Genomic DNA, 25991 nt, shown 5'->3' with positions numbered 1-25991 from the left:
GGCCGCGTGCGAGCACGGGCCGCCGCTTCGGCGTTCGACTTAATCGCGGCGTCAGGCCGACGCAACCGCGCCTTCCGCCGCGCCGCGATGGGCGACGCCGGCGGCAAAGGTCGTGGTCACCGAGCCGCCAGCCTTCTCGACGGCCTCGATGGCCGACTTGGAGGCGCGGGTCACCTCGAAGCTGAGCTTCGACGTCAGCTCGCCGACACCGAGCAGCTTCACGCCGTCGCGGGCGCGGGCGATGATGCCGGCCTTGACCAGCGCATCGACCGTGATGGCGGCGTTCGCGTCGAGCTTGCCGGCATCCACGGCCTGCTGCACCCGGCCGAGATTCACCTCGTTCAGGTCATGGGCGTGGATGTTGTTGAAGCCGCGCTTGGGCAGGCGCCGATGCAGCGGCATCTGGCCGCCCTCGAAGCCCTTGATGGACACGCCGCTCCGGGCCTTCTGACCCTTCACGCCGCGGCCACCGGTCTTACCTTTGCCGGAGCCGATGCCCCGGCCGACGCGCATGCGGGCCTTGGTGGCCCCTTCGTTGTCGCGGATCTCGTTGAGCTTCATGGTGGAGCCCTCCTCACGCCGCGGCGTCGTCGAGGACGCGCACGAGGTGCGCGACCTTGCGGATCATTCCGCGGACCGAGGGAGTGTCCTCCAGCTCGGAAACGCGGTGCAGCTTGTTCAGCTTGAGGCCGACCAGCGTCGCACGCTGGGAGGCTTCGCGGCGGATCGGCGAGCCGATCTGCTCGATGCGGACAGTCTTGGTTGCCATGCTGCCCTCCCTTACGCGACGGCCGCTTCGGAGGTATCGGCCGGGTCGGCGTCACGGCGACGGGCCTGGAGGGCCGACACCTTGAGACCGCGACGGGCCGCGACCGAGCGCGGGCTGTCCTCGTTCTTGAGCGCGTCGAAGGTGGCGCGCACGAGGTTGTAGGGGTTGGACGAGCCGAGCGACTTGGCGACGACGTCCTGCATGCCGAGCGTCTCGAACACGGCGCGCATCGGACCACCCGCGATGATGCCGGTGCCCTGGGGCGCGGCGCGCAGGATGACCTTGCCGGCGCCGTGACGCCCGTTGACGTCGTGGTGCAGGGTGCGGCCTTCGCGCAGCGACACCCGGATCAGACCGCGCTTGGCGGCCTCGGTCGCCTTGCGGATCGCCTCCGGCACCTCACGGGCCTTGCCGTGGCCGAAGCCGACGCGGCCCTTCTGGTCGCCGACGACGACGAGCGCCGCGAAGCCGAAGCGACGGCCACCCTTCACCACTTTGGCGACGCGGTTGATGTGGACGAGCTTGTCCACGAACTCGCTGTCGCGCTCCTCGCGGTCGTCGCGGCGACGACCCTCGCGTTCACGTGCCATATCTGATTCCTGTTATCTCACTGACGCGGATCGGAACGACCCGCTCGCTCGATGGGTCCCCTCCCCACGAGGGGGAGGGAACGCGGCGTCTTAGAAGTCCAGGCCACCCTCACGGGCGGCGTCGGCGAGAGCCTTGACGCGACCGTGGAAGATGTAGCCCGAGCGGTCGAAGACGACCTTGGTGACGCCCGCAGCCTTGGCGCGCTCGGCGACGAGCTTGCCGACCGCCTCGGCCGCTGCCTTGTCGGCACCGGTCTTGAGGCTGGACTTCAGATCCTTGTCGAGGCTCGACGCGGCGGCGAGCGTGCGGCCCGCGGCGTCGTCGATGACCTGGACGTAGATCTGCTTGGACGAGCGGAACACCGACAACCGCGGACGGCCGTTGGCGGCAGCTCTGAGGGCCCGACGGACCCGCGCCTTGCGACGCAGGAGGGCTTCGTTCTTGTTCGACATGATCGCCCCCCTTACTTCTTCTTGCCTTCCTTGCGGAAGATGAATTCGCCAGCGTACTTCACGCCCTTGCCCTTATAGGGCTCGGGACCGCGATACTCGCGAATCTCCGCCGCGACCTGACCGACGCGCTGCCGATCAATGCCCGACACCACGATCTCCGTGGGCTTGGGCGTCACGATCGTGATGCCGGCCGGGATCTCGTATTCAATGTCGTGGCTGTAGCCGAGCGAGAGCTTGAGCGCCTTACCGGCCATCGCGGCGCGGTAGCCGACGCCTGTGATCTCCAGCTTCTTCTCGAAACCCTTGGAAACGCCCTCGACGAGGTTCGCCACCTGGGCGCGCGAGGTGCCCCACAGGGAGCGGGCCTGCTTCGACTGGTCCTTGGGCTGCACCGAGACGGCGCCGTCCTTGAACTCGACGACCACCTGGGACGGGACGACGAACTGGAGTTCGCCCTTCGAGCCCTTCACCTTTACCGTCTGACCCGTGACCGTGGCGGTGACGCCAGACGGGACGGGGACGGGCTTCTTGCCTACGCGAGACATGTCGCTGTCCTCCGGATCAGAACACCTTGCAGAGCACTTCACCGCCGACGTTGCGCTCGCGCGCAACGTGATCGGCCATGACGCCCTGCGGGGTCGAGATGATGGTGACGCCGAGGCCGTCGGCGACGCGCGGCAACTCGCCAACCGACGAGTAGACACGGCGGCCGGGCTTCGACACCCGCTTGATCTCCCGGATGACCGGGCGACCGTCGTAGTACTTGAGTTCGATCTGGAACTCCGTGCGGCCGTTGCCGAGGTCCTGCACCGCGTAATCGCGGATGTAGCCCTCGGACTTCAGGACGTCGAGAACCGAGGCGCGCAGGCGCGAGCCGGGGGTCTGGACGACGTTGCGGCGACGGCTCTGACCGTTGCGGATGCGGGTGAGCATGTCACCCACGGGATCGTTCACCATGGATGCCTCCCCTTACCAGCTGGACTTCACGAGGCCGGGGATGAGACCCCGGTTGCCGAGCTCGCGCAGAGCCACGCGTGAGATGCCGAGCTTGCGGTAGTAGGCCCGCGGACGGCCGGTCATCTCGCAACGGTTGCGGATGCGGGTGGCCGACGAGTTGCGCGGCAGTTCCGCGAGCTTCAGGCGCGCCTCGAAGCGCTCCTCCATCTCACGGGACTCGTCGTTGGCGATGGCGAGGAGGGCTTTGCGCTTCTCGGCGAAGCGCTTCACCAGATCCTTGCGGTGGTTGTTCTTCTCGACTGAGCTTTTCTTAGCCATGTCTTTCTCCAGTGTCCGCGTCTAAGCGACGTTGCTGCCGCTTACTGCCGGAACGGGAACTTGAAATGGGCGAGGAGAGCCTTGGCCTCTTCGTCCGTGGTGGCGCTCGTCTGGACGACGATGTCCATGCCCCAGGTCTGCTCCGCCTTGTCGTAGGAGATCTCCGGGAACACGAGGTGCTCCTTGAGGCCCATGGCGTAGTTGCCACGGCCGTCGAAGGAACGCGGGTTCAGGCCGCGGAAGTCGCGGACGCGCGGCAGCGCGATCGTGACGAGACGGTCCATGAACTCGTACATGCGAGCCTTGCGCAGGGTCACCTTGCAGCCGATCGGCATGCCTTCGCGGACCTTGAAGGTCGCGATCGCCTTGCGGGCGCGGGTGATGACCGGCTTCTGGCCGGCGATGAGCGCGAGGTCGCCCGCCGCAACGGTGGCCTTCTTCGAGTCCGCGGTGGACTCGCCGACGCCCATGTTGATGACGATCTTCTCGATCTGCGGGACCTGCATCGGGTTCGCGTACCCGAACTGCTCGATCAGCTTCTGCCGGACAACCTCGTCGTAGTGCTTGCGCAGACGCGGGATGTAGGCGTTCTTGTCGGCCTCAGCCATCGATCTGATCCCCCGTGGTCTTGGCGAACCGGACCTTGCGCCCGTCGTCGAGGATGCGGAACCCAACACGGGTCGGCTTGCCGTTGGCGTCGGCCACCGCGATGTTGGACAGTTGGATGGCAGCTTCCTTGGAGATGATGCCGCCTTCCTGGTTCTGGGTCTGGCGCTGGTGCTTCTTCACCAGGTTGACGCCGCGAACGAAGGCCTTGTCCTCCTTCGGCATGACCTGGATGACCTCGCCGGAGCGACCCGCGTCGCGACCGGTGAGAACGACGACCGTATCGCCCTTCTTGATCTTGGCGGCCATCACAGCACCTCAGGAGCGAGCGAGATGATCTTCATGTGGTTGCGCGCGCGCAGCTCACGCGGCACCGGTCCGAAGATACGGGTGCCGACCGGCTCCTTCTGATTGTTGATCAGAACGGCGGCGTTCTTGTCGAAGCGGATCACCGAACCATCGGCGCGCTTCACGTCCTTGGCGGTGCGCACGACGACCGCCTTCATGACGTCGCCCTTCTTCACGCGGCCGCGCGGGATCGCCTCCTTGACGGAGACGACGATGATGTCGCCGACGCCGGCATATTTGCGCTTCGACCCGCCGAGTACCTTGATGCACATCACGCGGCGCGCACCCGAATTGTCGGCGACGTCCAGATTCGTCTGCATCTGGATCACGGGAGTGACCTTTCCTTGTTTCAGGCGGGTTTCCGCACACGGACGGTATTGCCCGGCGGACGACGCCTGATGGGGATTTGATGTCCCCGGCTCATGTAAGAGACCGCGCTATCGGCGTTGGAATGCCGGCGCGGTCACCGCGTACGAAGGGATGCGAGCACCCCAAGGACTGTCGCGAAGGCGTGCCCGATACTACGGACGCGGGCTCTGTGCAAGTCTGGAGCCGGGTGAATTCGCGCGAGCCTGCTGCTGCCGGGAGGGCCACGCGGAGGATTTCCGGCAGGGTGCCGGCCATGGTTCCGGCGTTGGGGGAGCGGGGTCTGAGCGGCTCTGGTCTTCGTCCGCCGGGGCTCGGGCCGGGGCGGTCAGCAACCTTTGCAGATCGAGCCCATGGTCTTGTTCATCTTCGCGTCCCAAGCCTTGTCGCGCGCCTGCGCGGCGCGCTGGGCCTTGAGCATCTGCTCCTGGGAGACGGACGAGATGTCGCCCTGCGTCTGACCCGGGGCCGGCGGCTTGGTCTGGCCGGTCGCGGTGATGGTGCGGCCGGTCGGGGTGACCCGGATGTCACCCCCATCCTGAGCGAGGACAGGACCGGAGAGCACGAAGCCGGAAAGCAGGAGGGCGGAGACGGCGATCGGGCAACGCATGGCTTCTCATCACTCCCTGGCGCAGGCCGCCGGAACCAGCGGGCTTGAGGCCGCAGCGTCGCGCGGAGGACGAGTCCGGGGGATCGAGTCGGGGGCAACGCTGCGGTCACGTCCCCAGCCGCCCCGTCCGCGCGCCTGGAAGCCTCTACGTGGCACCTGACCGAGCCGGTCGCAAGCGCTGCGGCGACCGCGCGACCGCCGGCTCCGTGCCGATGCACACCGTTGTCGCCCGTGGATCGTTCCCGGCGCCTTGCCGAAGCCGTTCCGCCTTGGGGGTATGGCCCGACTCGCGGGCTCGTCAATGCGCCTCGGGCTGAGCGTCGGCCACCGTATTGGCCTTCGAGTAGCTCGTCCGGGGTCGTTCGGTCGGATCTTCGAAGGAGCCCGCCCACAGGCCGAGGCGCTTGCCCCAGGCCACCGTCTCGGCGCCGACATAGGCGGCGCGCTGGTTGCGCTCGGCCATGGCGAGGCCCTTCTCCGCCATCCAGGCGCTCAGGTCCTCCTTGTCCCGGTGGCAGACGGAGAGCGCACGGCCGTAGCTGTCCGTCTCGCGGATCTGGCAGGTGACGGTGGCATCCTTCAGGTGGGCAGCCAGCGCCTTGGCCGAGTGGGCACCGCAGGCATAGCCGTGGCCCTTGGCGTTCAGGCAGGTTTGCTTCAGGCCGGGCGCCGCCACGCCGTAGAGGCCGACGACGCGCCCGCCGACGACCAGCGTGTCGCCGCTCAGGATCCGCGGCCGACCGCTCACGCTTTCGCTGGCGTGGCCGTCGCCGACGGCACCGGCGCCAAATGCGGCGAGGACGATGACGATGGAGCATCGTCCTCGATAGAGGATCCAGGACGATGCTCTATCCTCTTGTTTTTGCATCATCCTTTTCCGAAAGCCGGCAACCACCTTTCGGGATGATGCTCTAAGGCCGAGAAATCCCGTTCGTCTCATCGAAACACCATGGGTTTCCGACGCTTTTCCTGAGGAGGTTTTCCCTGCGGAGGCGTCGGCAAATCGCTCTACCGAAGACTCTCACGTGTCTGTCGCTCACGTGATGGACGAAACGCCCGATCCCTTCCGCCCCAAAGGGCTTCGACAGGGGAGCGAGCGTCTGTCGGACAACCTAAAGCATGGCTTATGCCCTTTTCGTGGCCTGCGGCATGCCGCGGCGACATGCCGGTGCCGCGCCCCTCGCCGCAGGGTCCGCCTCGGATTCCTTAACCAAGAACTGGCGTTCCGCTGCGTCCGGTCGACAATCAAGCCGGTCGCCGCTGTCGGAACGGCGCATCCGCCCTATCCTTGGCGGCGCCGGTGGGTTCGCTCCCGGTCGCTTGCGCCCACCGGACGGTGATGCCCCCAAACCGTTCGGTGGGCGTGAGCGTAGAGGGCGGCCTCATCGGACCCTGTCTTACTGTCCGCCGCGCACCGGATGCCGGCACATGGAGAGGGCACGCGCTCCAGACTCAAGGCATCGGGATGTCGCCTGCATCCTCGCTTGCGAACGGGATCGCCGCTGCGGACGTTGGCGGGACAGGGTCGAGGCGTCGCGCCTGCCCGAAGGCGAGGAGGGTCGGACGGTGGCGGTGAGCTTGGCAGATCTCGTGCGTGGGGCGTCCGCCGAGGCACGGCGGCTCGCAGCCGCCTTCCCGGCGGACGGGCGGAAGGACGACTTCCCCTGGGCGGTCATCGCCGCCTTCGATGCCGACGTGCGGGGCCATGTCGAGCGCGACCGGCGAATCGAGGATGAGCGCGACCGTGTTCTGATCGCCTCCGTCACCTTGGCCGAGACCTCCGGCGATGCCGAGGCGGACGAGTGGGACCGGGCGCGCCGCCATCTCGTCAGGGCGGTCGACTACCTCGAGGAGACGGTCCTCCGCTTCGGAATCGTCAACCGGGCCGCGGCCCAGCGCGGCTACGGGGCGGCGGGCGATCCGGTCTCGACGTCGCCGGAAGGATAAAGCCGGATTCCTCTTGCCCTGGCTGACATTCGTCATTGAGCAACCGCGTTCCGGTACGCTAACGCTTGCGCAGCAGAGGCTTGACTTGGCGCATCGATGCTACAGCCGATCGAAGCCGGTCTGAGCCGCCCCTGGTACCGGCTCAAGTTTCCGGACGCGCTCGAAGCGCAGTACCGTGCCGAGACCGCCCGGCAGAGCGGTCGCTACGTGCAGTCCTGGCTCGCCGTCTTCACCCTGTTCAACCTCCTCTCCCTCGTCATGGACCGGGAGGTGTTCGGTCCCGAGGGGTTCGTCGTGCCCCTGGCGATGACGCTGGGCGTCTTCTGCCCGGTCGCGCTGGCGGCGATCGTGTCCCTGCGGGGACGGCCGACCATGGTGCGGATCTCCGCTGCCGTCCTCGCCACGGCGCTCGTCGATATCGTCGTCGTCCTCAACAGCGCCCGTCTCGCGCCCGCCCCGCATGCCGACGTCTACATCATCATCGCCACCATCGTTCCGCTGGTGGTGGGGTTGATCGCGCCGATGCCGTTCCGGCACTGCCTGTGGTTCTGCGGTGCCTCGTTCGCCCTCTATGGCGGCCTCGTTCTGGCGTTCGGCCTGTGCAACCCGGAGCGCAGCGGCCTGCCCCTGCTGGTCTCCGGGCTGATCCTGGTGCCGCTGAAGCTCTGCTACTCGCGGGAATGGGAGGCCCGGAAAACCTTCCTCATCGGCTTGCGGATGAAGCTCCAGGGCGAGGCGCTCGCCCGCGCCAATGCGCGCCTCACCGTGCTCTCCGAAACCGACTCGCTCACGGCCCTGTCCAACCGTCGCCACTTCTCGGAGCGCCTGGAGGCGGCATGGGATCTCGCCGGCGAGCGGGATGCGTGGCTCGGCGTCATCCTCATCGACCTCGATCATTTCAAGCTCCTGAACGACACCGCCGGGCACGCGGACGGGGACCTTTGCCTCGTGGCGGTGGCGGAGGCGCTGCAGGCCTCCGTCGCGGCCCATGGCGGTCTGGCCGCGCGCTACGGCGGCGAGGAGTTCGTAGCCCTGCTGCCGGACGCCGACCCGTCCGCGGCGCGGTCGGCCGGCGAGGCGATCCGCGCGGCCGTCACGGATCTCGCCATCCGTCATCCCGGCCTGCCTGCGGGGGCACTGGTGACCGTGAGCGTCGGCACCACCGCCGGGCGGGGGCGGACGCGTGATTTCGGCATCCAGGCCGCCGACCTGTTGAAGGCCGCCGACTTCGCGCTCTACGCAGCCAAGAATGAAGGCCGCAACCGGGTCGAGAGCTTCATGCCCGCTGCGAACGCCAACCGACAGGCCGGCGCCGAGACCCGCGCCGCCATCCCCTCCGCCTGAAAGGGCGGACCTTCCGAACAAAACGCGCGCTGCCGCGTCTTCCCGTCCGGGGGCGGCCGAATGGTGCGGGCCGGAAGGAGCGATCGACGGATGCTGCTCGACGAGGAACGCTGGGCCGGCTCACGCAAGGCTGACGCGCGGGCCGACACACCGTCCGACCTCTCGGGCGGCCCGCGTCTCCGACGGCTGAGTGCGGGCCTCGCGGCGCCCGGTCCCCGGCTCTGGGCCCTCCTCGGCGGCCTGATTCTGCTCGACGCCCTCTGGCTCGCGGTCGTCGGGATCGGCGTCGCCTCGACCGGTCTGTTCGCGGTGCTCGGTGCGGTGACGGTCCTGCTCGGGCTCGCCTTTCTGTTCAGCGCCGTCAAGCCGGAGCCCAAGCTGCGGGCCATGGCCTTGTCGAGCGCCTATCTGGCCGCCTTCACCACCGCGGCGGCTCTCCTGCATTATCTGGGAGCTACCCTGGCGATGCCCTTCGCCGATCCCGCCCTCGCGCGGGTCGAGGCGGCGATGGGCTTCGATTGGCGCGGCTGGGTCGGCGGCCTCGCCGCGCATCCGGACCTGTCCTGGTGGCTGGCGCTCGCCTACCATTCCAGCGGGCCTCAAGTCGGGCTCGTCGTCATCGCTCTGAGTGCGGTGTCGCGGGTCTCGCGCCTTTGGGCCTATGCCCGCCTGTTCAGCCTGGCGCTGCTCGCGTCCATCGCGGTCTCGGCCTTGTTTCCCGCAATCGGGCCCTACGCCTATTACGAGCCGCAGGCCTATCCGCAGGGGCATCTCGAAACGGTCGGCGCCCTCTGGCATCTCGACGCGCTGCATGCCCTGCGCGACGGAACGCTGCCGACGATCGCGCTCTCGGAGATTCGCGGCCTCGTCACCTTCCCCTCGTTCCACGCCTGCCTCGCGGTCCTCACCGCCTGGGCGCTCGCCCCGGTGCCGGTGATCGGGCCGCTGGCACTTCTCCTCAACGCCGCGGTCATCGTCGCCACGCTCGGCGCGGGTGGGCACTACGGGCCGGACGTGCTGGCCGGGGCGCTGATGGGGGTTGTTCTGGTGGCCGCTCACCGGCTCCGGCGGCCGTTCTCGCTCGCGGGCGCAGGGCCCTCGCGCAAAGCGCGGCCGGACAGGGGCGTCGGGCCGCTCCCGCGTCCGCAGACGACGGGTTGACGCTTCGCCCAGAAGGTCGGGCGGGCGAACCGGCCTCTCGAGCATCGTCCCGAAAGGGGGGGCCGGCTTTCGGGACGATGCTTCAGTGAATCTACGGGAGCGCGAGTGCCTCACCCCGCATCGGCGAACAGGTCGAGTTGGGTCGAGGCCGCGGCGCGGCGGCGAGGGCGGGGCGTGACGAAGTGTGGGAGTGATGTGCCGGGCTTGCCATAGAGGGCCGCGCCGACGACGCGGCTGCGGTCCCCATTCAACACGATCGACGCGGTGTGTGGACCGGACCGGGCGACTTCTTCGACGAGCGGTTCCGAGGCCGGAAGCTCGGCCAGCGCACTCAGCAGATCCGACAGGCCCGCGGCCTCGACGCCCATGACGCGAAAGTCGAAACCTCGGCCGGCCCAGGTGTTGCGCGCCGCAGCGGCGCGGGTCGCTGCGAACGGGTTTTCGATGATCTGAGTCGCTGGATCGCGCAGGAAGGCCGCGATGCGCTCACGCTCCGGCACGCGGTGCGCGCTGGCGAGCAACGCGGAAAGTTCGGGCTTGGTGATCGACACCGGGCGAGGCTCGCACGGCTTGACCGGCCGCGTCGAGCCTGGACCGGCCGAGCGCTGTGGAGAGCGCATCATCGTGCGGCTGCTCGACCCGGATGAGGCGGAGGCTCATCTACGCCCTCAGCGACAACGATGCGTTAGATCGCCGGGGTCCAGTATCGAGCAGCCTGCCCACACGCCTTCGCCCTCTGGGGAAGCATCATGGCGTGCGGATCGAAAATGTCTGGGGCCGATCAGCGGCCGGCGGATTTCACCGCTGCGGAGACGAGGTTCTTGGTGGAGGGCGCGGCCGCGATCACCTTCGCGGTCGACTTCTTCGGCTTCTTCGTCTCGCGATTGCCGCGTTTCTTCTCGATGGCCATGTCGATGGCTCCTTCGGGTTCACTTGCGCTAGAAAGGCGTGCTGCGGCTAGTTGAAGACCTTCACCGAGACCGCAATCGGAAGATTTCCCGGCCAGTAGCGAGCGATGAAGCGCATCCTGTCCCAAAGCTCGATGGGATGATCGTTGAGGAGCGCCAAGGCATGAGCCTTCGCTTCGGGGTCGGTTCTGGCGCGGATAAAGCGTCCGGGCCCTTCGGCGCCGGTGCTTCCGACATCATAGAGGCGATAGGACGACGATGCGCCGCCGTGTTCGCTCATTTGAATGATATTGGTCATGATCTCCACCTGTATAATCCAGGCGGGGACATAATTGCCCTCAGCCATCGGAGCCTGAGGGTTGCTCTTCCGATGGTGAGATCATCCTGCGCTTTTCGGAGGCATAAAGATAGTCCTGCGTGAGCCGCCGAGAAACTTAGCTGCAGCCCTGCTCTCCACGACAAAGCCGCTTCAAATGCCGGTCTCTCGCCGTGTCTCCCGGGCGTTCGATGCCGCCCGTCGAGGTCCGTTGCCGATCCGCCATCGTGACCACCGGAACGCATCGTCCCGCACCCTGTTCTCTCGCCGAGATCGCGCGCTCACAGCCGCGCTGATGCGAGGGCCGCCCCTGATGCCGGACAAGCTCAAGAGAACCCTGCTCGGCGCGGTCATCGCGGTGGCGCTCGCCGCGGCCGTCTCCTACGGGCTCATCAGCCAGCAGACCGCCGACAAGCTACAGACCGAGGCCAACCAAGCCCTCAACGAGGGACAGCCGGGAAACCCGCCGCCGCAGCAACCGGCGCCGTCTCCCGAGGCTCAGAATTCCGGCAATCCGCAGCCGGCCCCGCGAGAGCCCGCTCAGCCGAGCCCCGCTCCGGCCACCCGGTGAGACCTGTCGCCCGGTCGGCGCGACACGCGAGGATGCGACCCATCGTGCAGGGACGGGCCCCGCCGAAGCGCAATCCACCCTGCCGAACGGATGATGGGGAATGGGCATGGCGGCCCGGACGCATCCTCAGCGTGACCGTTTGACGTGGATGGGGCGGTTTGCTCTCATCGGCAGCCCGAAAAGTGCCAAGGATGGTTCGATGCCGCGTCTCCTGCCCGTGATCCTCGCTGCGGCGATGGCTCCCCTGGGCATCGCACACGCCGATGAACTCACCATCGAAGGCGTCGGGATCAGTCGCGATGTCGATTGTCACGGGAAGGATGTGGGGGTCTATGGCGCTGAGAATGAGATCGCGCTGACCGGACGATGCGGGGTCATCACCGTGCACGGGTCGAAGCACAAGGTGAGCTTCGAAGAGGGAAGGGCGCTCTTCGTGTCCGGCATGGACAACACGGTGAAGGGCGGCAGGGCCCAGGATGTGACCGTCAGCGTGACTCAGAACATCGTCACGGCGACGCTGGGAGGCGGCAGCGCCCCCGGTAAGCTGGATACGTCGGGTGCCAACAATCGCGTCTCGCTCCTCCTCGCCGGACCCACGCAGCTGCAGGTGAACGGCGCGGACCATGTCGTGGAGTGGACGCGCAGCGAGGGCGCCCCGAACCCCGATGTGACGGCATCCGGAGCCAAGAACGTCATCAAGCGGAAGCCGTAGGGCGCCTCTTTGCGGAAGCCGGAGAGTGGACGGATGATCCCGGCATTCGGCACCATCGCCCGGCTCGGAAGTTAGTCCTGTGAAGCGCGGCTTACCGCCGGCGCACCGATTCCAGGAGCCAACCCGATGAAGCGGCTATTGCTCGCCTCTGCCCTCGTTCTCTCCCCGCTCGCCCTGTCCGCGACGGCCCAGGCTCAGGGGACCCTTCGCGGCGCTGAACGCGGCGTGGAAGACGGCAACCGCGCCGCCGGCCCGGTCGGCGGCGTCGTGGGTGGTGCCGTCGGGGCCGCGACCGGCACGGTCGGCGGCGTGCTCGGGGTCGATCCCGATGCCCGCCGTGAGGATCGCATCGAGCGGCGCGAAGAGCGGACCGTCCGCGAGCGTCCGGCCCGGTAATCGAGGCTGAGAGAGCCGGGGGTGATGGCCGCTCCCGGCTCTTCCAAGAAGACCGCCCGGTGCTCTCGAAATCCTCTGGTGGCCTTCGATCGCAGGTGCAGCCGGCTGTTTAGGCCCCTTTCGCGAGCCCATGCGCTCTCCTCGGCGGAAAACGCAGGAAAATTACCTTCCTGCCCGCCTCTTGCCGGCAAGACTTGCTGGAAAGACTTGGAATTTCAGAAAATTGGTGCGGACGGCGGGACTCGAACCCGCACAGCCTTGCGGCCGCAAGATTTTAAGTCTCGTGCGTCTACCGGTTTCGCCACGTCCGCATCGGCGCAGCGGTAGCGGTCCGGTGAGGCCAGATCAAGCGGGTGGGTGCCAGCCGTAGACCCAGGCGTAGCGCGCGCTCATGCCTTCGGGGCCGGTGCGGCGCATCACCGTGTCCCGGGCGAAGCCGATCAGCCGGCCGGCATGGTAGAAGCGCCCGTTGCGGCGGGCGGCCCGCTGCACCGCCCGCACGCGGGATTGGCGCGCCGCGGCGTAGGCCGAAAGCGATTCGGGCACGCTCGCCCCGGCGGACAGGCTCGCCGCCAGCACCGCAGCATCCTCGATGGCGAGCGCCGCGCCCTGGGCCAGGAACGGCAGCACCGGATGGGCGGCGTCGCCCAGAAGCGCGATCCGGCCCCGCGCCATCGGCCGCACCGCCGGCCGGTCCACCAGCGACCACACCATCCAGCTATCGGGAAGGGTCAGCAACTCCGTCAGCGGCGGGGCCGCATCGGGAAAATGGTCGCGCAGGACCATCGGGTCGCCGATCCGGCCCCAATCCTCGTCGCCCTCGCGCTCGGGGACGATCGCCACCACGTTGAGCCGCTTGCCGCCATTGATCGGATAATGGACGACGTGCCGCCGGTGCCCGAGCCAGAGCCCCGTTTCGGCGCCCTGAAGCGCCTCGGGCGCGGCCTCGCGCGGGATCACCGCCCGCCACGCCGCTTGGCGGTGGAGCCGCAGCGGGCGCGTGTCGAAGTGCTGTCGCAGGCTCGAGCGCACGCCGTCGGCACCGATGACGAGGTCGGCGTCGAGGGTCTCGGTGCGGTCGCCGTCGATGCTGCGCATCGTCAGGCTGACGCCGTCCTCGGTCTCGCCCAGGCCCGACACCTCGCGCCCGACGCAGAGGCGGATGCCGGGGCGCCCGCGCACGGCATCGAGCAGGATCGTCTGCAGGTCGGCGCGATGCAGAACGTAGTAGGGTGCGCCGTGACGCTCGCGGATGCTGGCGCCCAAGCGGATGCCGCCGACGACGCGGCCGGTGGTCAGTGCGCGCACGGTGACGCCCGGCGGCTCGTCGCCCGCCCGGCGCAGGGCCGCGCCGAGCCCGAGGCCGATCAGCACCGCGCTGGCGTTCGGCGAGAGCTGGAGGCCGGCGCCGACCTCGGAGAACCCGGTGCGCCGCTCGATCAGCGTGACGGCGTGGCCGGCCCCGGCGAGCGCCAGCGCGGCGGTGAGCCCGCCGATCCCGGCGCCGACGATGACGATGGAGAGCGCCGCCACGGACGGCCCGGCCCGGTCAGGCGGCCTTGGACGTGTTGTCGGGCGTCTCGTCGTGCCACACGCACCCGGCCGGCTCCGCCGTGCCCGGCGTCAGCTTCGGGTCGTAGCGGAACAGGGTCGAGCAATACTGGCAGATGATCTCGGTGTCGCTGCCCATGTCGAGGAAGACGTGCGGATGATCGAACGGGGGCAGCGCCCCGATGCACATGAACTCCTTCGAGCCCACCGCGATCACGGTCACGCCGGCCTGATTGTGGAAGTGGGGAACCGCCTTGTCAGCCATCGCACGTCCCTGAAACCGAGGCCGTGGTCTAGCGCGTTCGCGGCCGCACGCCTAGGGTCCCGCTTCGATCTGCCGACGGTCTGAAGACGCACGCCTGCGAGGCCGCGGCCTTTCGCGGGAGGCGCCAGCCCGATGCGGTACTCTCTTGTTCGCGTCGCCGAACCGTCCGATCGGCAGGTCTACCATGCCATTCGTCGCTCCTCGTTGTGGGAGGAAAGGGGACGGGTTGGTTATGACGATGCCCGGCCTGAGGAGCTTTTCCCGAACCACCACGCCCTGCTCTTGAAGCGGGATGAAGCGGGCATCGGCACCACGCGCCTCGACGACCTCGGGAACGGGACAGGGATCGTCAGACTCGTGGCCATCACGGCCCCCCTTCGCAGGAGCGGGCATGGCCGCGTGCTCGACGCGATGGTGGCGGATTACGCGAGAGCGCTTGGCCTCGGCAGGCTGTTCGTCAGCGCGGCGTCGGATGCCGAAGGGTTCTATTCGTCGGCGGGATGGATACGACTGACGAGGGATGCGCCGGTCCTCCTCGGACAAGCCGAGGGCTTTGTGGCGATGACCAAACGCATCGTCCGACAAGGTGCGCTGATTTGATGTGACTCCCGATTGGCCGCCCCACTGGCCCGGTCCGGAACGAACCAAGGTGCGGTCGGTCCAATCGAACAGCGCGAAAGGCATTCATGCTCGGGCGCGCGCGGGTTGGCGCCGGCCCTGGGGCGGCGTAAGACGAGAGCGTCCGCCTCGAACGTCCCTCGCTAAGCGCCCGATCTCCCATGAGCCGTGAAGAGCAAGCCGTCGCCGAAGGCGGGCGCCGCGCCCCGGAGCCGCCGATCCACGGACCGGAGGGGTTCGAGGGCATGCGCCGCGCCGGCCGCCTCACCGCGGAGGCGCTCGACATGCTGGTCGAGGCCGCCCAGCCCGGCGTGACGACGGAGCATCTCGATCGGCTCGCCTTCGAGTTCGGCATGGATCACGGCGCCTATCCGGCCTCGCTGTTCTACCGCGGCTACCGCAAATCGATCTGCACCTCGATCAATCACGTCGTCTGCCACGGCATTCCCAACGACAAGCCCCTGCGCGAGGGCGACATCGTCAATCTCGATTGCTGCCTGATCCTCGACGGCTGGCACGGGGATTCGAGCCGCATGGCCTATATCGGCGAGGTGCCGCGCAAGGCGCAGCGCCTGTGCGAGATCACCTACGAGGCGCTGATGCGCGGCATTCGCGCGGTGAAGCCCGGCGGCTCCACCAACGATATCGGCCGTGCGATCCAGACCTACGCGGAATCCGAGCGCTGCTCGGTGGTGCGCGATTTCTGCGGCCACGGGCTCGGCCGCGTCTACCACGACGCGCCGACCATCCTGCACTACGTCGAGGCGAGCTACGATGTGCCGCTCAAAGCCGGCCAGTTCTTCACCATCGAGCCGATGATCAATCTCGGTCGGCCTGCGGTGAAGGTGCTCTCCGACGGATGGACCGCCGTGACCCGCGACCGGTCGCTGTCGGCGCAGTTCGAGCACACGGTGGCGGTGACCGAGGATGGCTACGAGATCTTCACGCTCTCGCCCAAAGGCCTCGATCAGCCCAAGCCGCATGGTCTCGAGGCGCACGGCGCGCAGGCCGACTGACGGCCCGACGGGGATGGCTCGCCGAACGGCCGAACCACCCGGCCCGCCGAGCCTCTCCGAGGCGGGGGCTCCGGCCCCCGCCGGGGAGGCCCGGCATTATCACGGCCACCGCGAGCGCCTGCGCACCCGCTTCGCCGATCACGGCGCCGAGGCACTGGCCGATTACGAACTGCTCGAACTCACCCTGTTCCGGGCAATCCCGCGGCGGGACGTCAAACCGCTCGCCAAGGCGCTGATCCACCGCTTCGGCTCGTTCGCCGAGGTGCTCAGCGCCGATCCCGCCCGGCTCGCGGAGGTCGAGGGGATCAGCGCCGGGGTCGTCGGCGACCTCAAGCTGATCGAGGCCGCGGGCCGGCGGCTCGCCCGCGGCGCCATCGTTGAGCGACCGCTGCTCTCCGCGTGGAGCGCGCTCCTCGAATATCTGCGCGCCACCATGGCGTTCTCGGGCCGCGAGGAGTTCCGCCTGCTGTTCCTCGACCGGCGCAACCACCTCATCGCCGACGAGGTGCAGGGGCGCGGCACCGTCGATCACACCCCGGTCTATCCCCGCGAGGTGGCGCGGCGGGCGCTCGAACTCTCCGCCACCGCGATCATCCTCGCCCACAACCACCCCTCCGGCGATCCGACGCCGTCGAACGCCGATATCCGCATGACCCGGGAGATCGTCTCGGTGCTCGGTCCGCTCGGCATCGTGGTGCACGACCACGTTATCCTGGGCCGCGACGGGCATGCGAGCCTCAAGGGCCTCAAGCTGATCTGAGCCGCAGACGTGCTCCCCGCCGAGCCTGCCAGCCGTGTCGGCAAAATTTTCCATGACTGGTTGTGCGATCCTGCAACGAAGCGTCGCTTCGAGGGATGGGATTGCGCGCGGCTTCCGCTACATCGATCGCAGGGCCGCGGGTGCGGCGTGCCGCGGCGGCGGCGGGGCACGGGGTTGCGGGGCCGGCGGAACGTCCGCCGCGTGGCCTGCCTCTTGCTCCGCTCGGACGACATCGCAGGGGGATTCGCGCGGATGGCGCAGACGGCGTTCGACGAGATGAACGGGACAGGAACGGGCCAGCCCGATCCGGTTGTCGTGCGGGAGGCCTACGACATCCTCAAGTCGTGGCTCGACAAGACGCCGCCGGAGCATTTCAACACCCGCCGCAGCCAGGCCGAGATGCTGTTCCGGCGCATCGGCATCACCTTCGCGGTCTACGGCGCCAACGAATCGACCGAGCGGCTGATCCCGTTCGACATCATCCCGCGGGTGCTGACCAAGCCCGAATGGGACTTCCTCGAGCGGGGCCTGAAGCAGCGGGTCACCGCGCTCAACGCCTTCATCAACGACATCTACGGCGCCGAGGAATGCATCAAGGCCGGTATCATCCCGGCCGACCTCGTCTACCGCAACCCGCATTACCGCATGGAGATGCGCGCCTTCGACGTGCCGCACGATCTCTACGTCCACATCGCCGGCATCGACATCGTGCGGACCGGCGAGAAGGACTTCTTCGTGCTGGAGGACAACGCCCGCACCCCATCCGGCGTCTCCTATATGCTGGAGAACCGCGAGGTGATGATGCGGCTCTTCCCCGAGCTGTTCTCCCGCCATCGCGTCGCGCCGGTCGAGAACTATCCCGACGCCCTGCTTGCGACCCTGCGCAGCCTCGCCCCGGCTTCCGCCACGCGGGACCCGACCGTCGTCCTGCTGACGCCCGGCCGCTACAACTCGGCCTTCTACGAGCACTCCTTCCTGGCCGACAAACTCGGCGTCGAACTGGTGGAGGCGGGCGACCTCTTCACCAAGGACGAGGTCGTCTACATGCGCACCACCGAGGGGCCGCGCCGGGTCGACGTGATCTACCGTCGCCTCGACGACGACTTCCTCGATCCGCTCGTCTTCCGGCCGGACTCGGTGCTTGGCGTGCCCGGGCTGATGAACGCCTACGAGCGGGGCAACGTCACCCTGTCGAACGCCGTCGGCACCGGTATCTCGGACGACAAGGCGGTCTACAGCTACATGCCGGAAATCGTGAAGTTCTTCACCGGTGAGGAGCCGATCCTGCACAACGTGCCGACCCATCGCTGCCGCGAGAAGGACGCCTTCTCCTACGTGATGGACAACCTCAAGGACCTCGTTGTGAAGGAGGTCAACGGCTCGGGCGGCTACGGCATGCTGGTGGGCCCGCACGCGACGCGGCGCGAGATCGACGAATTCGCGAAGAAGCTGCGCCACGCGCCCGACAACTTCATCGCCCAGCCGACGCTCTCGCTCTCCACCTGCCCGACCTTCGTCGCCTCGGGCGTCGCCCCGCGCCACGTCGATCTGCGCCCGTTCGTGCTGGCCGGCGCCGACGAGATCCGCATCGTGCCCGGCGGCCTGACCCGGGTTGCCCTGAAGGAAGGCTCGCTCGTGGTCAATTCGAGCCAGGGCGGCGGCACCAAGGATACCTGGGTGCTCGATGCCTGAGCGCTTCGCCCGATACTTTCGCAATCTTCAGGCGGGCCGGGCAGCGTCGGTGATGAAACACCGCGCATCTGCCGCCCTGGTCGCCAACGCGCCCGCGAGCTGACGCCATGCTGTCCCGGACTGCCGACAACCTCTACTGGCTCTCGCGCTACGCCGAGCGCGCGGATTTCCTGGCCCGCATCCTCGACGCGGCGCTGCGGCTGGCGGCCCTGCCGTCGAGCTACGGCGGACGCACCTCGAACGAGTGGGCCTCCGCCCTGTCCTCGGCGGGCGATCCCGAGCTGTTCAAGACGCTCTACGATTCGGTCAACGAGCACACGGTCTGCAACTTCCTCGCCTTCTCGCCCCACAACCCGTCCTCGATCCGCTCCTGCATCGCCACCGCGCGGGAGAACGCCCGCTCGATCCGCACGGCGCTCACCACCGAGATGTGGGACACGATCAACGGCGCCTATCTCGAACTACGGTCCTACGAGGGCCGCGACCTCTCGCGCGACGAGTTCACGCAGTTCCTCGACTGGGTGAAGCGCGTCTCGCTGACCTTCGACGGCTCGGCCTACCGGACGATGCTGCGCAACGACGCCTACTGGTTCACCCGCGCCGGCACGGCGATCGAGCGGGCGGACAACACCGCGCGCATCCTCGACGTGAAGTACCAGATCCTGCTGCCGGCCTCGGAGCGGGTCGGCGGCTCGCTCGACTACTTCCAGTGGACGACGATCCTGCGCGAGGTCTCGGCCTTCAACGCCTACCACTGGGTCTACCGCGAGAGCATCAAGCCGGTTCTCGTCGCCGACCTGCTGATCCTCAACCCCGAGATGCCGCGCTCGCTCGCGAGTTGCTACCGCATGCTGGTGGAGCATCTCGATCTGATCGCCGACGCCTACGGTCGCCGTGGCGAGAGCCAGCGGCTTGCGAGCAATCTGCGGGCGAAGCTTCGCAGCGCTGAAATCGAGCGCGTCTTCGCCTCCGGCCTCCACGAGTTCATCCAGGGCTTCATCGTCGAGAACAACAGTCTCGGCGCCGCCATCAGCGAGCAGTATCTGGTGTGAGAGAGGCTCCCTGATACGGCCTCCGTTTCGATTCAGCGGACGCCGTATCGGGGAGCCTGCGCTCTGCCCGAGCGAAGCCGAAATCCGCCCTCCCGAAAGGCACCGACCGGTTTCGGGAGAGGCGCTCGAAAGCTGGCCTGAGGGTGATCGTCGACAGGGTTCCGAGGCCGAGCGACCGCGCGGCGCCCCGCCATCGCGCGAAGACGCATGATACCTGTTCTCGGCGTGCAGGGCCAAAGATGGCGGCCGAGATTGCCGCGCCGCATATCGGGTTTGTCGAGTAAAGCACCCGAGCGGGCATAAAACTGGAAAAATGTGTCGGTTCACGGCAAGTTCGGCTCCGACACTCCATCAACATTGTTGCAGGTGGTCGCCTGAGCGGGCGCCCGGCACGGCTGCAAAGCATAAAAATAATCGACCGTGCATTTTGGGGAGACGATCGCCGGCCGTCCTCCGACTGACATCGACTCCCGTTCGACCGCTGCGGCGCTCGAAGAGCGGGCGGCGCATATGCGCGATGAATTTCCTGCCAAAACCTTGTTCCGCTCGGCCGGCCCTGTGAGGATCTGCAAACGATGCTGTCGATGCATGTTGATGCCGAGAAGGATTGGAAGGCCGCGGACTGTACCGTCACCGAGCCGTCGACGATCCGTCGCGCGATCTCGGCGGCTTCGATCGGGAATGTCGCCGAGTGGTATGATTTCGGCGTCTATGCGTTCTTCGAGCCGACGATCCAGAAGGTGTTCTTCTCGAATCTCTCCCACACGATGGGGGAGATCGCGACCTTCGGGCTGTTTGCCGTCGCCTTCCTGATCCGGCCGCTCGGCGGCATGTTCTTCGGCCCGCTGGCCGACCGGATCGGCCGCAACAAGGTTCTTGCGGCCACGATGATCCTGATGGCCGTCGGCACCTTCGCGATCGGCTGCATTCCCAGTCAGGACAGCATCGGCATCGCCGCGCCCCTTCTCCTTCTCGTCGCCCGTCTGATCCAGGGCTTCTCCACCGGCGGCGAGTACGGGAGCGCCATGACCTTCATCGCCGAGTACGCCCCCGACCGGCGGCGGGGCTATCTCGGGAGTTGGTTGGAGTTCGGCACCTTCACCGGCTACCTGCTGGGCGCGATCGTCGTGACCGTGGCGGGTCTCGCCCTGACCGAGCAGCAACTGCTCGATTGGGGCTGGCGTCTGCCCTTCTTTCTGGCCCTGCCGCTCGGCCTCGTCGGCGTCTACCTGCGTTCGCAGCTCGCCGAGACGCCGGCTTTCGCCGCGCTCGAGCAGGAGACGGAGGATCGCGAGAGACGTCTGCGCGCGGGACAGACCGCGAAGGATATTCTGGTCCTCTGGCCCTACGTCCTCGTCTGCATGGGGCTCGCACTGGCCTGGAACGTGCCGAACTACATGCTGACCTCCTACATGCCGACCTACGTCACGCAGACCTTGCCGATGATGCAGCAGGCCGGCGGCATCTCGCCGACGGAGTCTCGGGCTTTGCAGATTACGGTGATGGTGCTCGCGCTCCTGTCGATCCCGTTTATCGGCCGCCTGTCCGACCGCTTCGGACGCAAGCCCTTCGCTCTGATCGGGGCGGTCGGCCTCGTGGTCCTGGCCCTGCCGATGATCCTGCTGATCCGCAGTCAGAGCGAGGCCGCGGTCTTCCTCGGCCTGCTGATCATGGGGCTGCTGCTGATCTGCTTCAGCGCCACGATGCCCTCGACGCTGCCGGCCCTCTTCCCCACGAACCTGCGGGCGAGCGGTCTCTCGATCTCGTTCAACGTGTCCGTCTCGCTCTTCGCCGGAACGACGTCGGTCGTCGTCGGATCGCTCGTGGCGTATACCGGCGACCTCAATTGGCCCGCCTATTACCTGATGATCGCCGGCGTGATCGGCGTGGTCTCGATCCTCCTCATCCGCGAACCCAACGGCAAGCGCATGTGGGGCTCGCCGCCGGCCGCGGCGAGCGAGCAGGAGGCGCACGACCTCGTCCGGAGCGACAACCCAGGTTCGGTCGGCAGCGGACCGGGACTGCCGGGGCCGGGCAGGGCCGTGCGGGGCCAGATGGCCTGAACAGCGGATCCTGCCAGAACCCGTGCCGTCTTCATCGGGCACGGGCTTCTCGCACTCTCGCGTCGCTCAGGGTCGAATCTCGGAGCGCCCCGCTCGAAGCGAAGCGCCGTGCGGTCATTACGGCCAGTCGTATCGCCGCTCCTCGTTGTACCGGGAGCCGCGATACGACCGGCCGTAATGACCGCCGAAATCGTGCTTGCGCCGCCATCCATGGGCCGGGGCCGATCCATGACGGGGGCCGCCGAGAAAACGCGCTCTGCCAAAGCTTTGAGCAAGCTTCCCGATTTCCAAAGTGCCGTCCTTGCCCTAGCTTGCCGCAAGTCGTCCCGGCAGGATCAAGGCATGCGCATCCGGATCGTCCACGATACGGTCTATACCTACCAGCAGCCCGCGCGGGGCCTGATTCAGATCCTGCGGCTGACGCCCCGTGACCATGACGGTCAGCATGTGCGCGAGTGGCGGATCGAGCCCTCCGTCAACGGACGGCTCACCGCCCGCGAGGACGGGTTCGGCAATCTCGTCCACTGGTTCACCGCCGACGATCCCACCGACGCGCTCACCGTGCGGGTGACCGGCGAGATCGAAACCTTCGAGACCAGCGGTGTCGTGCGCGGCGCGGTGGAGCGCCTCCCCGATCTGTTCTACCTGCGCGACACCCCGCTGACCGAGGCGAGCCCGGAACTCAAGGCCTTCGCGGAGAGGGTCGCGGGCAAGGGGGAGCGTGATGCGCTGCCGATGCTGCACCGCTTGCTCGCCGCCGTCCACGACACCGTGACCTTCGAACCGGGCCCGACCAGCGCCAGCACCAGTGCCGCCCAATCCTTCGAGGTCGGGAAGGGCGTGTGCCAGGATCTCACCCACATCTTCCTCGCCGCTGCCCGGCATCTGGAGATCCCGTCGCGCTACGTCTCCGGCTATTTCCGCCGCGACGACGGCGCCGACGACCAGAAGGCGGGGCATGCCTGGGCGGAATCACTGGTGCCGGGCCTCGGCTGGATCGGATTCGACCCGGCCAACGGCATCTCCGCGACCGAGGCGCATGTGCGCGTCGCCGTCGGCCTCGACTATCTCGGCGCCGCGCCGATCCGCGGCAGCCGCGTCGGCGGAGGCACCGAAACCCTCGACGTGGCCCTGCGCGTCGAGCAGGTGCATTCCCAATCGCAGTCTCAGGGCCACGGTCAGCAGAGCCAGAGTCAAAGCTAAAGTCTTGGCCAGAGCTTGGGCCAAGGCCGAGCCGGCACCGGGCCTTGGGTCCGGCTTTTAAAAAAGTTGTCTTGCCGGGCCGGCTCGGAGCGTGCGATGCGAGCCGCCTGAACCTGCCCGGCGCACGGGCTTCTGCCTGAGGCGGCGACCGCCATGACCTACTGCGTCGGAGTGCTCGTCGAGGACGGGCTGGTGATGATCGCCGACACCCGCACCAATGCGGGGCTCGACAACATCTCGACCTTCCGCAAGCTGCACATGTTCAACACGCCGAATGAGCGCGTGATGATGCTGGCCTCGGCCGGCAACCTGTCCATGACGCAATCGGTGCTCAGCATGCTCCGCGAGGGCGTGGACGACATCGAGGGCGAGACGCCGGCCAAGCTCAAGGACGCGGCCACGATGTTCAAGGCGGCCCAGCTCGTCGGCCGGGCGATTCGCCGGGTACGCGAGATCGAGGCGGCCGGGTTCGAGGCGGCCAACCTGCGCATGGAGGTCTCGTTCCTGTTCGGTGGTCAGATCGGCACCGAGCCGATGCGGCTGTTCATGATCTACTCGGCCGGCAATTTCATCGAGTGCAGCCGCGAGGCGCCGTTCCTCCAGATCGGCGAGCACAAATACGGCAAGCCGATCCTCGACCGGGCCGTGACCTTCGAGACCGACCTCTACGACGCGCTGAAGGTGGGCCTCGTCTCGATGGATTCGACCATGCGCTCGAATCTCGGCGTCGGCCTGCCGATCGACATCGCCGTGCAGCGCCGCGGCGCCCTCGACCTCGAAGTGAGCCATCGCATCGAGGCCGGCGAGAGCTACTTTCACGATCTGCGCGAGCGCTGGTCGGCGGCGCTCCGCGCGGCGCACCGCGCGATTCCGCGCCCGCCCTATGGGCCGCAGCGCTAAAGCGCATCCCGACGAAGGGGACGCCTCTTCGGCGAAAGAAGGCGCGTCACAACAAGGGCCGAGAGGCGCCGGCCCGATGCAATGGGGTCGGGTACGGCTCTCGGCGCAGACGCATTAGGCGCCATTCAAGACCTCTTCGACGAAGGCCGGCACGGTTTCGCTCGCGCGCCCGAGCCGGGTCGCCTCGAACAAGCCGGCATTGTCGGCGGCCTCGAGCGTGAGGGCGAGCGTCGGGATGCCGAAGGCGCGGGACTGCGCCACGTAGCCCGCCGCCGGGTAGACCGCGCCGGAGGTGCCGATCGCCACGAACAGGTCGGCCTCGGCCAGCGCCTCGTCGATTGCTTCGAGGTGCTGGGGCATCTCGCCGAACCAAACCACGTCGGGCCGCATCCCGCCGCTATGACCGCAATGCGGGCAGGAGGTCTCGACGGTGAGATCCTCGTGCCAGACGGTGTCCGTCGTGCAGGCGGTGCAGCGGGCCTTCCGCAGCTCGCCGTGCATGTGCACCACGTGGCGCGAGCCGGCCCGCTCGTGCAGATCGTCGATGTTCTGCGTGCACAGGAACAGCCGGCCGCCGCGCTCCGCCAAGCCCGCTTCCAGCCGGGCCAGCGCCCCATGTGCAGGGTTCGGTGCGGCGGCGCGGGCGTCGCGGCGGCGATGATTGTAGAAGTCGTGGACCAGCACCGGATCGGCGGCGAAGCCTTCGGGCGTCGCGAGGCGCATCGGGTCGAACCGGGCCCACGCGCCGTCCGTGTCGCGGAACGTGCCGAGCCCACTTTCGGCGGAGATTCCGGCACCCGTCAGAACGAAGATGTTGGTCATCGAGCGCCTCAAGCGTCCGGCAGGCGCGTGGCGAGGACCTTGTCGATGCGCCGCCCGTCCATGTCGACGACCTCGATCCGCCAGCCCTGGGTCTCGATCGCATCGCCCTCCGTCGGGATGCGTCCGAGCTGGACGATGAAGAAGCCGGCGAGCGTGGAAAAGTCGTCCGAGCGCGGTCGCTCGGGAAAGCCGAGGCGATCGAATGCGTCGGTCGCCGATATCATGCCGTCGATGAGCAGAGAGCCGTCCTCGCGCTCGACCACCATCCGCTCCTCGCCGGGCTCGGGGATCTCGCCGGCCATCGCCTCCAGCAGGTCGGTCTGGGTGACGATGCCCTCCAGGCTGCCGTACTCGTCGACGACGATCGCCATGCGCACCGGCTTGGTCTGGAACATCTCCAGCACCTTGAGAATCGCCAGACCCTCGTGGACGACGATGGGCTCGCGGGTCGCTCCCCTCACATCCAGGGGCTTGCCGTCGAGGAACTGGTCGAGCAGATCCTGCTTGCGCAGCACGCCGACGACGTCGTCGATCTGCGCCCGGCTCACGACGAGCTGCTCGTGGCGGCAGGCGCGCACCGCCTCGATGATCTGCTCCTGGGAATCGTCGAGATCGACCCAGTCCACCTCGTTGCGCGGCGTCATGATCTCGCGGATGCGCCGCTCGCCGATGGCGAGGATGCGCGCCACCGCATCCTCCTGCGCCTCGTGCAGCAGGCCCGCCTCGTGGCTCGCGGTGACGAGCAGGCTGAGTTCTTTCGGGGAGGGAAGGTTTCCCTCGCCCTCGCCGGGCCTCAGGCCGAGGAGCCGCAGCACCCCGTTGCCGAGGCTGTTGAGGAGATGGATCGCCGGGCCGAAGACCAACAGGAACAGGGTCAGCGGCCGCACGATCACGAGTGCGGTGCGCTCGCTGCGCTGGAGTGCGAGGCTTTTCGGCGCCAGCTCGCCCAGCACGATGTGCAACGTGGTGATGACGGCAAAGGCCAGCGCCACGGCCAGCGTATGGGCGCTGAGGCCGGCGGCTTTCTCCGGCAGCCAGTAGAGCAGCGGTTCGATCAGGTGGGCCAGGGCCGGCTCGCCGACCCAGCCGAGCGCCAGCGAGGACAGCGTGATGCCGAGTTGCGTCGCGGCGAGATGCGCGTCGAGCCGGTCGGTGGCGCGCTGAAGCGCCTTGGCATTGAGCCGGCCCTCGTTGACCAGTTCGGCGACCCGGCTGCGCCGCACCGCGACGAGGGAGAATTCCGCCGCGACGAAGAAGCCGTTGGCTAAGACGAGCGCGATGACCGCGACGAGGCCAAGCGCCGAAGACCAGAGACCGTCCGAAATCGTGCCCTCCCGGGGCCAAGCCGCACTGCTGACCGCCCCTGAGGCGGCACCGATGCTGAGTGTCTCTCACAAAATTCCCGCTGCGCCGTCGCGCCCGGAAAACAACCGTCCGGTGATCGGGAGTGTTGTGAGGCACTCTTAGAGCCGAACCCCTCTATGGGGGAAGAGGTTCGGGCGCATTCTCGCGTGGGCGACCTCGCCTGCGTCACCCGATCGGCGCGCGCATCGTCATTTTCGTGGAAGCCGGCCGCTACCCTTCGGTACGATGCTATAGGGGAAGGATGTCGCCCCGGCCGCGCCACACTTCGTTTCCATGCATTTCGAAGGGCCGATCCCAGTGCGGGGCCCGGTC

The 25991-nt window shown here is 67.9% G+C and carries 33 protein-coding genes and 1 tRNA gene; 14 read left to right on the top strand and 20 right to left on the bottom strand.

What is annotated here, in order from left to right; all coding sequences use genetic code 11:
• Positions 1–51: 51 nt before the first annotated feature.
• From rplO to E4V01_RS01765, 12 genes are all read right to left on the bottom strand, one after another.
• Positions 52–561 carry a 50S ribosomal protein L15 gene (rplO, locus tag E4V01_RS01820; RefSeq protein ID WP_056198870.1) on the bottom strand — a complete coding sequence of 170 codons (510 nt, stop codon included), beginning with the start codon at positions 559–561 and terminating at the stop codon, positions 52–54.
• Positions 562–574: 13 nt separating this feature from the next.
• The gene (rpmD, locus tag E4V01_RS01815) at positions 575–769 is read right to left on the bottom strand and encodes a 50S ribosomal protein L30 (RefSeq protein ID WP_012253651.1); all 195 of its coding nucleotides are present in this window, start codon (positions 767–769) and stop codon (positions 575–577) included.
• An 11-nt stretch (positions 770–780) separates the two neighbouring features.
• Entirely contained in the window at positions 781–1359 is a 579-nt protein-coding gene (gene rpsE / locus E4V01_RS01810; protein ID WP_012253652.1) for a 30S ribosomal protein S5, read from the bottom strand.
• 90 nt (positions 1360–1449) lie between these two features.
• The gene (gene rplR / locus E4V01_RS01805; RefSeq protein ID WP_003597133.1) at positions 1450–1812 is read right to left on the bottom strand and encodes a 50S ribosomal protein L18; all 363 of its coding nucleotides are present in this window, start codon (positions 1810–1812) and stop codon (positions 1450–1452) included.
• Between the two features lie 11 nt (positions 1813–1823).
• On the bottom strand, positions 1824–2357 hold the full coding sequence (gene rplF, locus E4V01_RS01800) for a 50S ribosomal protein L6 (protein ID WP_012253653.1): 534 nt from the start codon (positions 2355–2357) through the stop codon (positions 1824–1826).
• Positions 2358–2373: 16 nt separating this feature from the next.
• A complete protein-coding gene (gene rpsH / locus E4V01_RS01795) occupies positions 2374–2769 on the bottom strand; it encodes a 30S ribosomal protein S8 (RefSeq protein ID WP_003597138.1) in 396 nt (131 codons plus the stop codon).
• Positions 2770–2781: 12 nt separating this feature from the next.
• Entirely contained in the window at positions 2782–3087 is a 306-nt protein-coding gene (rpsN, locus tag E4V01_RS01790) for a 30S ribosomal protein S14 (protein WP_003597141.1), read from the bottom strand.
• Positions 3088–3128: 41 nt separating this feature from the next.
• Positions 3129–3695 (bottom strand): 50S ribosomal protein L5, encoded by a 567-nt coding sequence (gene rplE / locus E4V01_RS01785; RefSeq protein ID WP_003597142.1) that lies wholly within the window; start codon positions 3693–3695, stop codon positions 3129–3131.
• Positions 3688–4002: a 50S ribosomal protein L24 gene (gene rplX, locus E4V01_RS01780; RefSeq protein WP_003597143.1), complete on the bottom strand. Its 315-nt coding sequence runs from the start codon at positions 4000–4002 to the stop codon at positions 3688–3690. The genes rplE and rplX overlap by 8 nt, the downstream gene beginning before the upstream one ends.
• On the bottom strand, positions 4002–4370 hold the full coding sequence (gene rplN, locus E4V01_RS01775) for a 50S ribosomal protein L14 (RefSeq protein ID WP_012253654.1): 369 nt from the start codon (positions 4368–4370) through the stop codon (positions 4002–4004). Before rplN ends, rplX begins: the two co-directional genes overlap by 1 nt.
• A 365-nt stretch (positions 4371–4735) precedes the next feature.
• On the bottom strand, positions 4736–5017 hold the full coding sequence (locus E4V01_RS01770; protein ID WP_135297186.1) for a hypothetical protein: 282 nt from the start codon (positions 5015–5017) through the stop codon (positions 4736–4738).
• A gap of 298 nt (positions 5018–5315) precedes the next feature.
• Positions 5316–5765: a thermonuclease family protein gene (locus E4V01_RS01765; protein WP_245517387.1), complete on the bottom strand. Its 450-nt coding sequence runs from the start codon at positions 5763–5765 to the stop codon at positions 5316–5318.
• 818 nt (positions 5766–6583) lie between these two features.
• On the opposite strand from E4V01_RS01765, the gene E4V01_RS01760 reads away from it, so the two are divergent.
• The 3 genes from E4V01_RS01760 to E4V01_RS01750 all read left to right on the top strand — a co-directional run bounded on the left by E4V01_RS01760 (position 6584) and on the right by E4V01_RS01750 (position 9469).
• Positions 6584–6964: a hypothetical protein gene (locus E4V01_RS01760; RefSeq protein WP_135297184.1), complete on the top strand. Its 381-nt coding sequence runs from the start codon at positions 6584–6586 to the stop codon at positions 6962–6964.
• A 96-nt stretch (positions 6965–7060) separates the two neighbouring features.
• Entirely contained in the window at positions 7061–8308 is a 1248-nt protein-coding gene (locus tag E4V01_RS01755) for a diguanylate cyclase (protein ID WP_135297183.1), read from the top strand.
• Between the two features lie 90 nt (positions 8309–8398).
• Entirely contained in the window at positions 8399–9469 is a 1071-nt protein-coding gene (locus tag E4V01_RS01750; RefSeq protein WP_135297182.1) for a phosphatase PAP2 family protein, read from the top strand.
• Between the two features lie 110 nt (positions 9470–9579).
• On the opposite strand, the gene E4V01_RS01745 is transcribed toward E4V01_RS01750, so the two are convergent.
• The 3 genes from E4V01_RS01745 to E4V01_RS01740 all read right to left on the bottom strand — a co-directional run bounded on the left by E4V01_RS01745 (position 9580) and on the right by E4V01_RS01740 (position 10675).
• Positions 9580–10020, bottom strand: coding sequence for a hypothetical protein (locus tag E4V01_RS01745; protein WP_135297181.1), 441 nt, complete (start codon positions 10018–10020; stop codon positions 9580–9582).
• A gap of 230 nt (positions 10021–10250) precedes the next feature.
• Positions 10251–10379 (bottom strand): hypothetical protein, encoded by a 129-nt coding sequence (locus E4V01_RS26485; protein WP_256371235.1) that lies wholly within the window; start codon positions 10377–10379, stop codon positions 10251–10253.
• A gap of 47 nt (positions 10380–10426) precedes the next feature.
• Positions 10427–10675 carry a hypothetical protein gene (locus E4V01_RS01740; RefSeq protein ID WP_245517386.1) on the bottom strand — a complete coding sequence of 83 codons (249 nt, stop codon included), beginning with the start codon at positions 10673–10675 and terminating at the stop codon, positions 10427–10429.
• 331 nt (positions 10676–11006) lie between these two features.
• Here E4V01_RS01740 and E4V01_RS01735 point away from each other — a divergent pair, with 331 nt between their 5' ends.
• The 3 genes from E4V01_RS01735 to E4V01_RS01725 all read left to right on the top strand — a co-directional run bounded on the left by E4V01_RS01735 (position 11007) and on the right by E4V01_RS01725 (position 12372).
• Positions 11007–11264, top strand: coding sequence for a hypothetical protein (locus tag E4V01_RS01735; protein ID WP_135297180.1), 258 nt, complete (start codon positions 11007–11009; stop codon positions 11262–11264).
• Positions 11265–11364: 100 nt separating this feature from the next.
• Complete coding sequence (locus E4V01_RS01730) at positions 11365–11976, top strand: DUF3060 domain-containing protein (RefSeq protein WP_245517385.1); 612 nt, start codon at positions 11365–11367, stop codon at positions 11974–11976.
• A gap of 126 nt (positions 11977–12102) precedes the next feature.
• Complete coding sequence (locus E4V01_RS01725) at positions 12103–12372, top strand: hypothetical protein (protein WP_135297178.1); 270 nt, start codon at positions 12103–12105, stop codon at positions 12370–12372.
• A gap of 224 nt (positions 12373–12596) precedes the next feature.
• Here E4V01_RS01725 and E4V01_RS01720 read toward each other — a convergent pair.
• The 3 genes from E4V01_RS01720 to E4V01_RS01710 all read right to left on the bottom strand — a co-directional run bounded on the left by E4V01_RS01720 (position 12597) and on the right by E4V01_RS01710 (position 14188).
• A tRNA-Leu gene (locus E4V01_RS01720) sits at positions 12597–12683 on the bottom strand.
• A 34-nt stretch (positions 12684–12717) separates the two neighbouring features.
• Entirely contained in the window at positions 12718–13905 is a 1188-nt protein-coding gene (locus tag E4V01_RS01715) for an FAD-dependent monooxygenase (protein WP_135297177.1), read from the bottom strand.
• 16 nt (positions 13906–13921) lie between these two features.
• Positions 13922–14188, bottom strand: coding sequence for a zinc-finger domain-containing protein (locus E4V01_RS01710; protein WP_135297176.1), 267 nt, complete (start codon positions 14186–14188; stop codon positions 13922–13924).
• Between the two features lie 132 nt (positions 14189–14320).
• On the opposite strand from E4V01_RS01710, the gene E4V01_RS01705 reads away from it, so the two are divergent.
• From E4V01_RS01705 to E4V01_RS01670, 8 genes are all read left to right on the top strand, one after another.
• Positions 14321–14788 carry a GNAT family N-acetyltransferase gene (locus E4V01_RS01705; RefSeq protein ID WP_060769734.1) on the top strand — a complete coding sequence of 156 codons (468 nt, stop codon included), beginning with the start codon at positions 14321–14323 and terminating at the stop codon, positions 14786–14788.
• 179 nt (positions 14789–14967) lie between these two features.
• Positions 14968–15822 (top strand): type I methionyl aminopeptidase, encoded by an 855-nt coding sequence (map, locus tag E4V01_RS01700; RefSeq protein ID WP_135297175.1) that lies wholly within the window; start codon positions 14968–14970, stop codon positions 15820–15822.
• Positions 15823–15835: 13 nt separating this feature from the next.
• Positions 15836–16582: a DNA repair protein RadC gene (gene radC / locus E4V01_RS01695; RefSeq protein ID WP_135297174.1), complete on the top strand. Its 747-nt coding sequence runs from the start codon at positions 15836–15838 to the stop codon at positions 16580–16582.
• A 252-nt stretch (positions 16583–16834) separates the two neighbouring features.
• The gene (locus E4V01_RS01690) at positions 16835–18274 is read left to right on the top strand and encodes a circularly permuted type 2 ATP-grasp protein (protein ID WP_060772240.1); all 1440 of its coding nucleotides are present in this window, start codon (positions 16835–16837) and stop codon (positions 18272–18274) included.
• Positions 18275–18381: 107 nt separating this feature from the next.
• Entirely contained in the window at positions 18382–19326 is a 945-nt protein-coding gene (locus E4V01_RS01685; protein WP_060769737.1) for an alpha-E domain-containing protein, read from the top strand.
• A gap of 575 nt (positions 19327–19901) precedes the next feature.
• Complete coding sequence (locus tag E4V01_RS01680; protein ID WP_245517384.1) at positions 19902–21389, top strand: MFS transporter; 1488 nt, start codon at positions 19902–19904, stop codon at positions 21387–21389.
• Between the two features lie 342 nt (positions 21390–21731).
• A complete protein-coding gene (locus tag E4V01_RS01675) occupies positions 21732–22592 on the top strand; it encodes a transglutaminase family protein (protein ID WP_060769738.1) in 861 nt (286 codons plus the stop codon).
• 153 nt (positions 22593–22745) lie between these two features.
• The gene (locus tag E4V01_RS01670; protein WP_012253671.1) at positions 22746–23492 is read left to right on the top strand and encodes a peptidase; all 747 of its coding nucleotides are present in this window, start codon (positions 22746–22748) and stop codon (positions 23490–23492) included.
• A 114-nt stretch (positions 23493–23606) separates the two neighbouring features.
• On the opposite strand, the gene E4V01_RS01665 is transcribed toward E4V01_RS01670, so the two are convergent.
• Together E4V01_RS01665 and E4V01_RS01660 are read right to left on the bottom strand one after the other, a co-directional pair.
• The gene (locus tag E4V01_RS01665) at positions 23607–24314 is read right to left on the bottom strand and encodes an NAD-dependent deacylase (RefSeq protein WP_135297173.1); all 708 of its coding nucleotides are present in this window, start codon (positions 24312–24314) and stop codon (positions 23607–23609) included.
• An 8-nt stretch (positions 24315–24322) separates the two neighbouring features.
• Positions 24323–25594, bottom strand: coding sequence for a hemolysin family protein (locus E4V01_RS01660; protein ID WP_135297172.1), 1272 nt, complete (start codon positions 25592–25594; stop codon positions 24323–24325).
• Positions 25595–25991: the final 397 nt, after the last annotated feature.

It is taken from the genome of Methylorubrum sp. Q1 (assembly GCF_004683995.1).
Classification (GTDB): domain Bacteria; phylum Pseudomonadota; class Alphaproteobacteria; order Rhizobiales; family Beijerinckiaceae; genus Methylobacterium.
The sequence above is the reverse complement of the archived record's forward strand: the minus strand, read 5'-3'. Positions and strand labels throughout refer to the sequence as shown.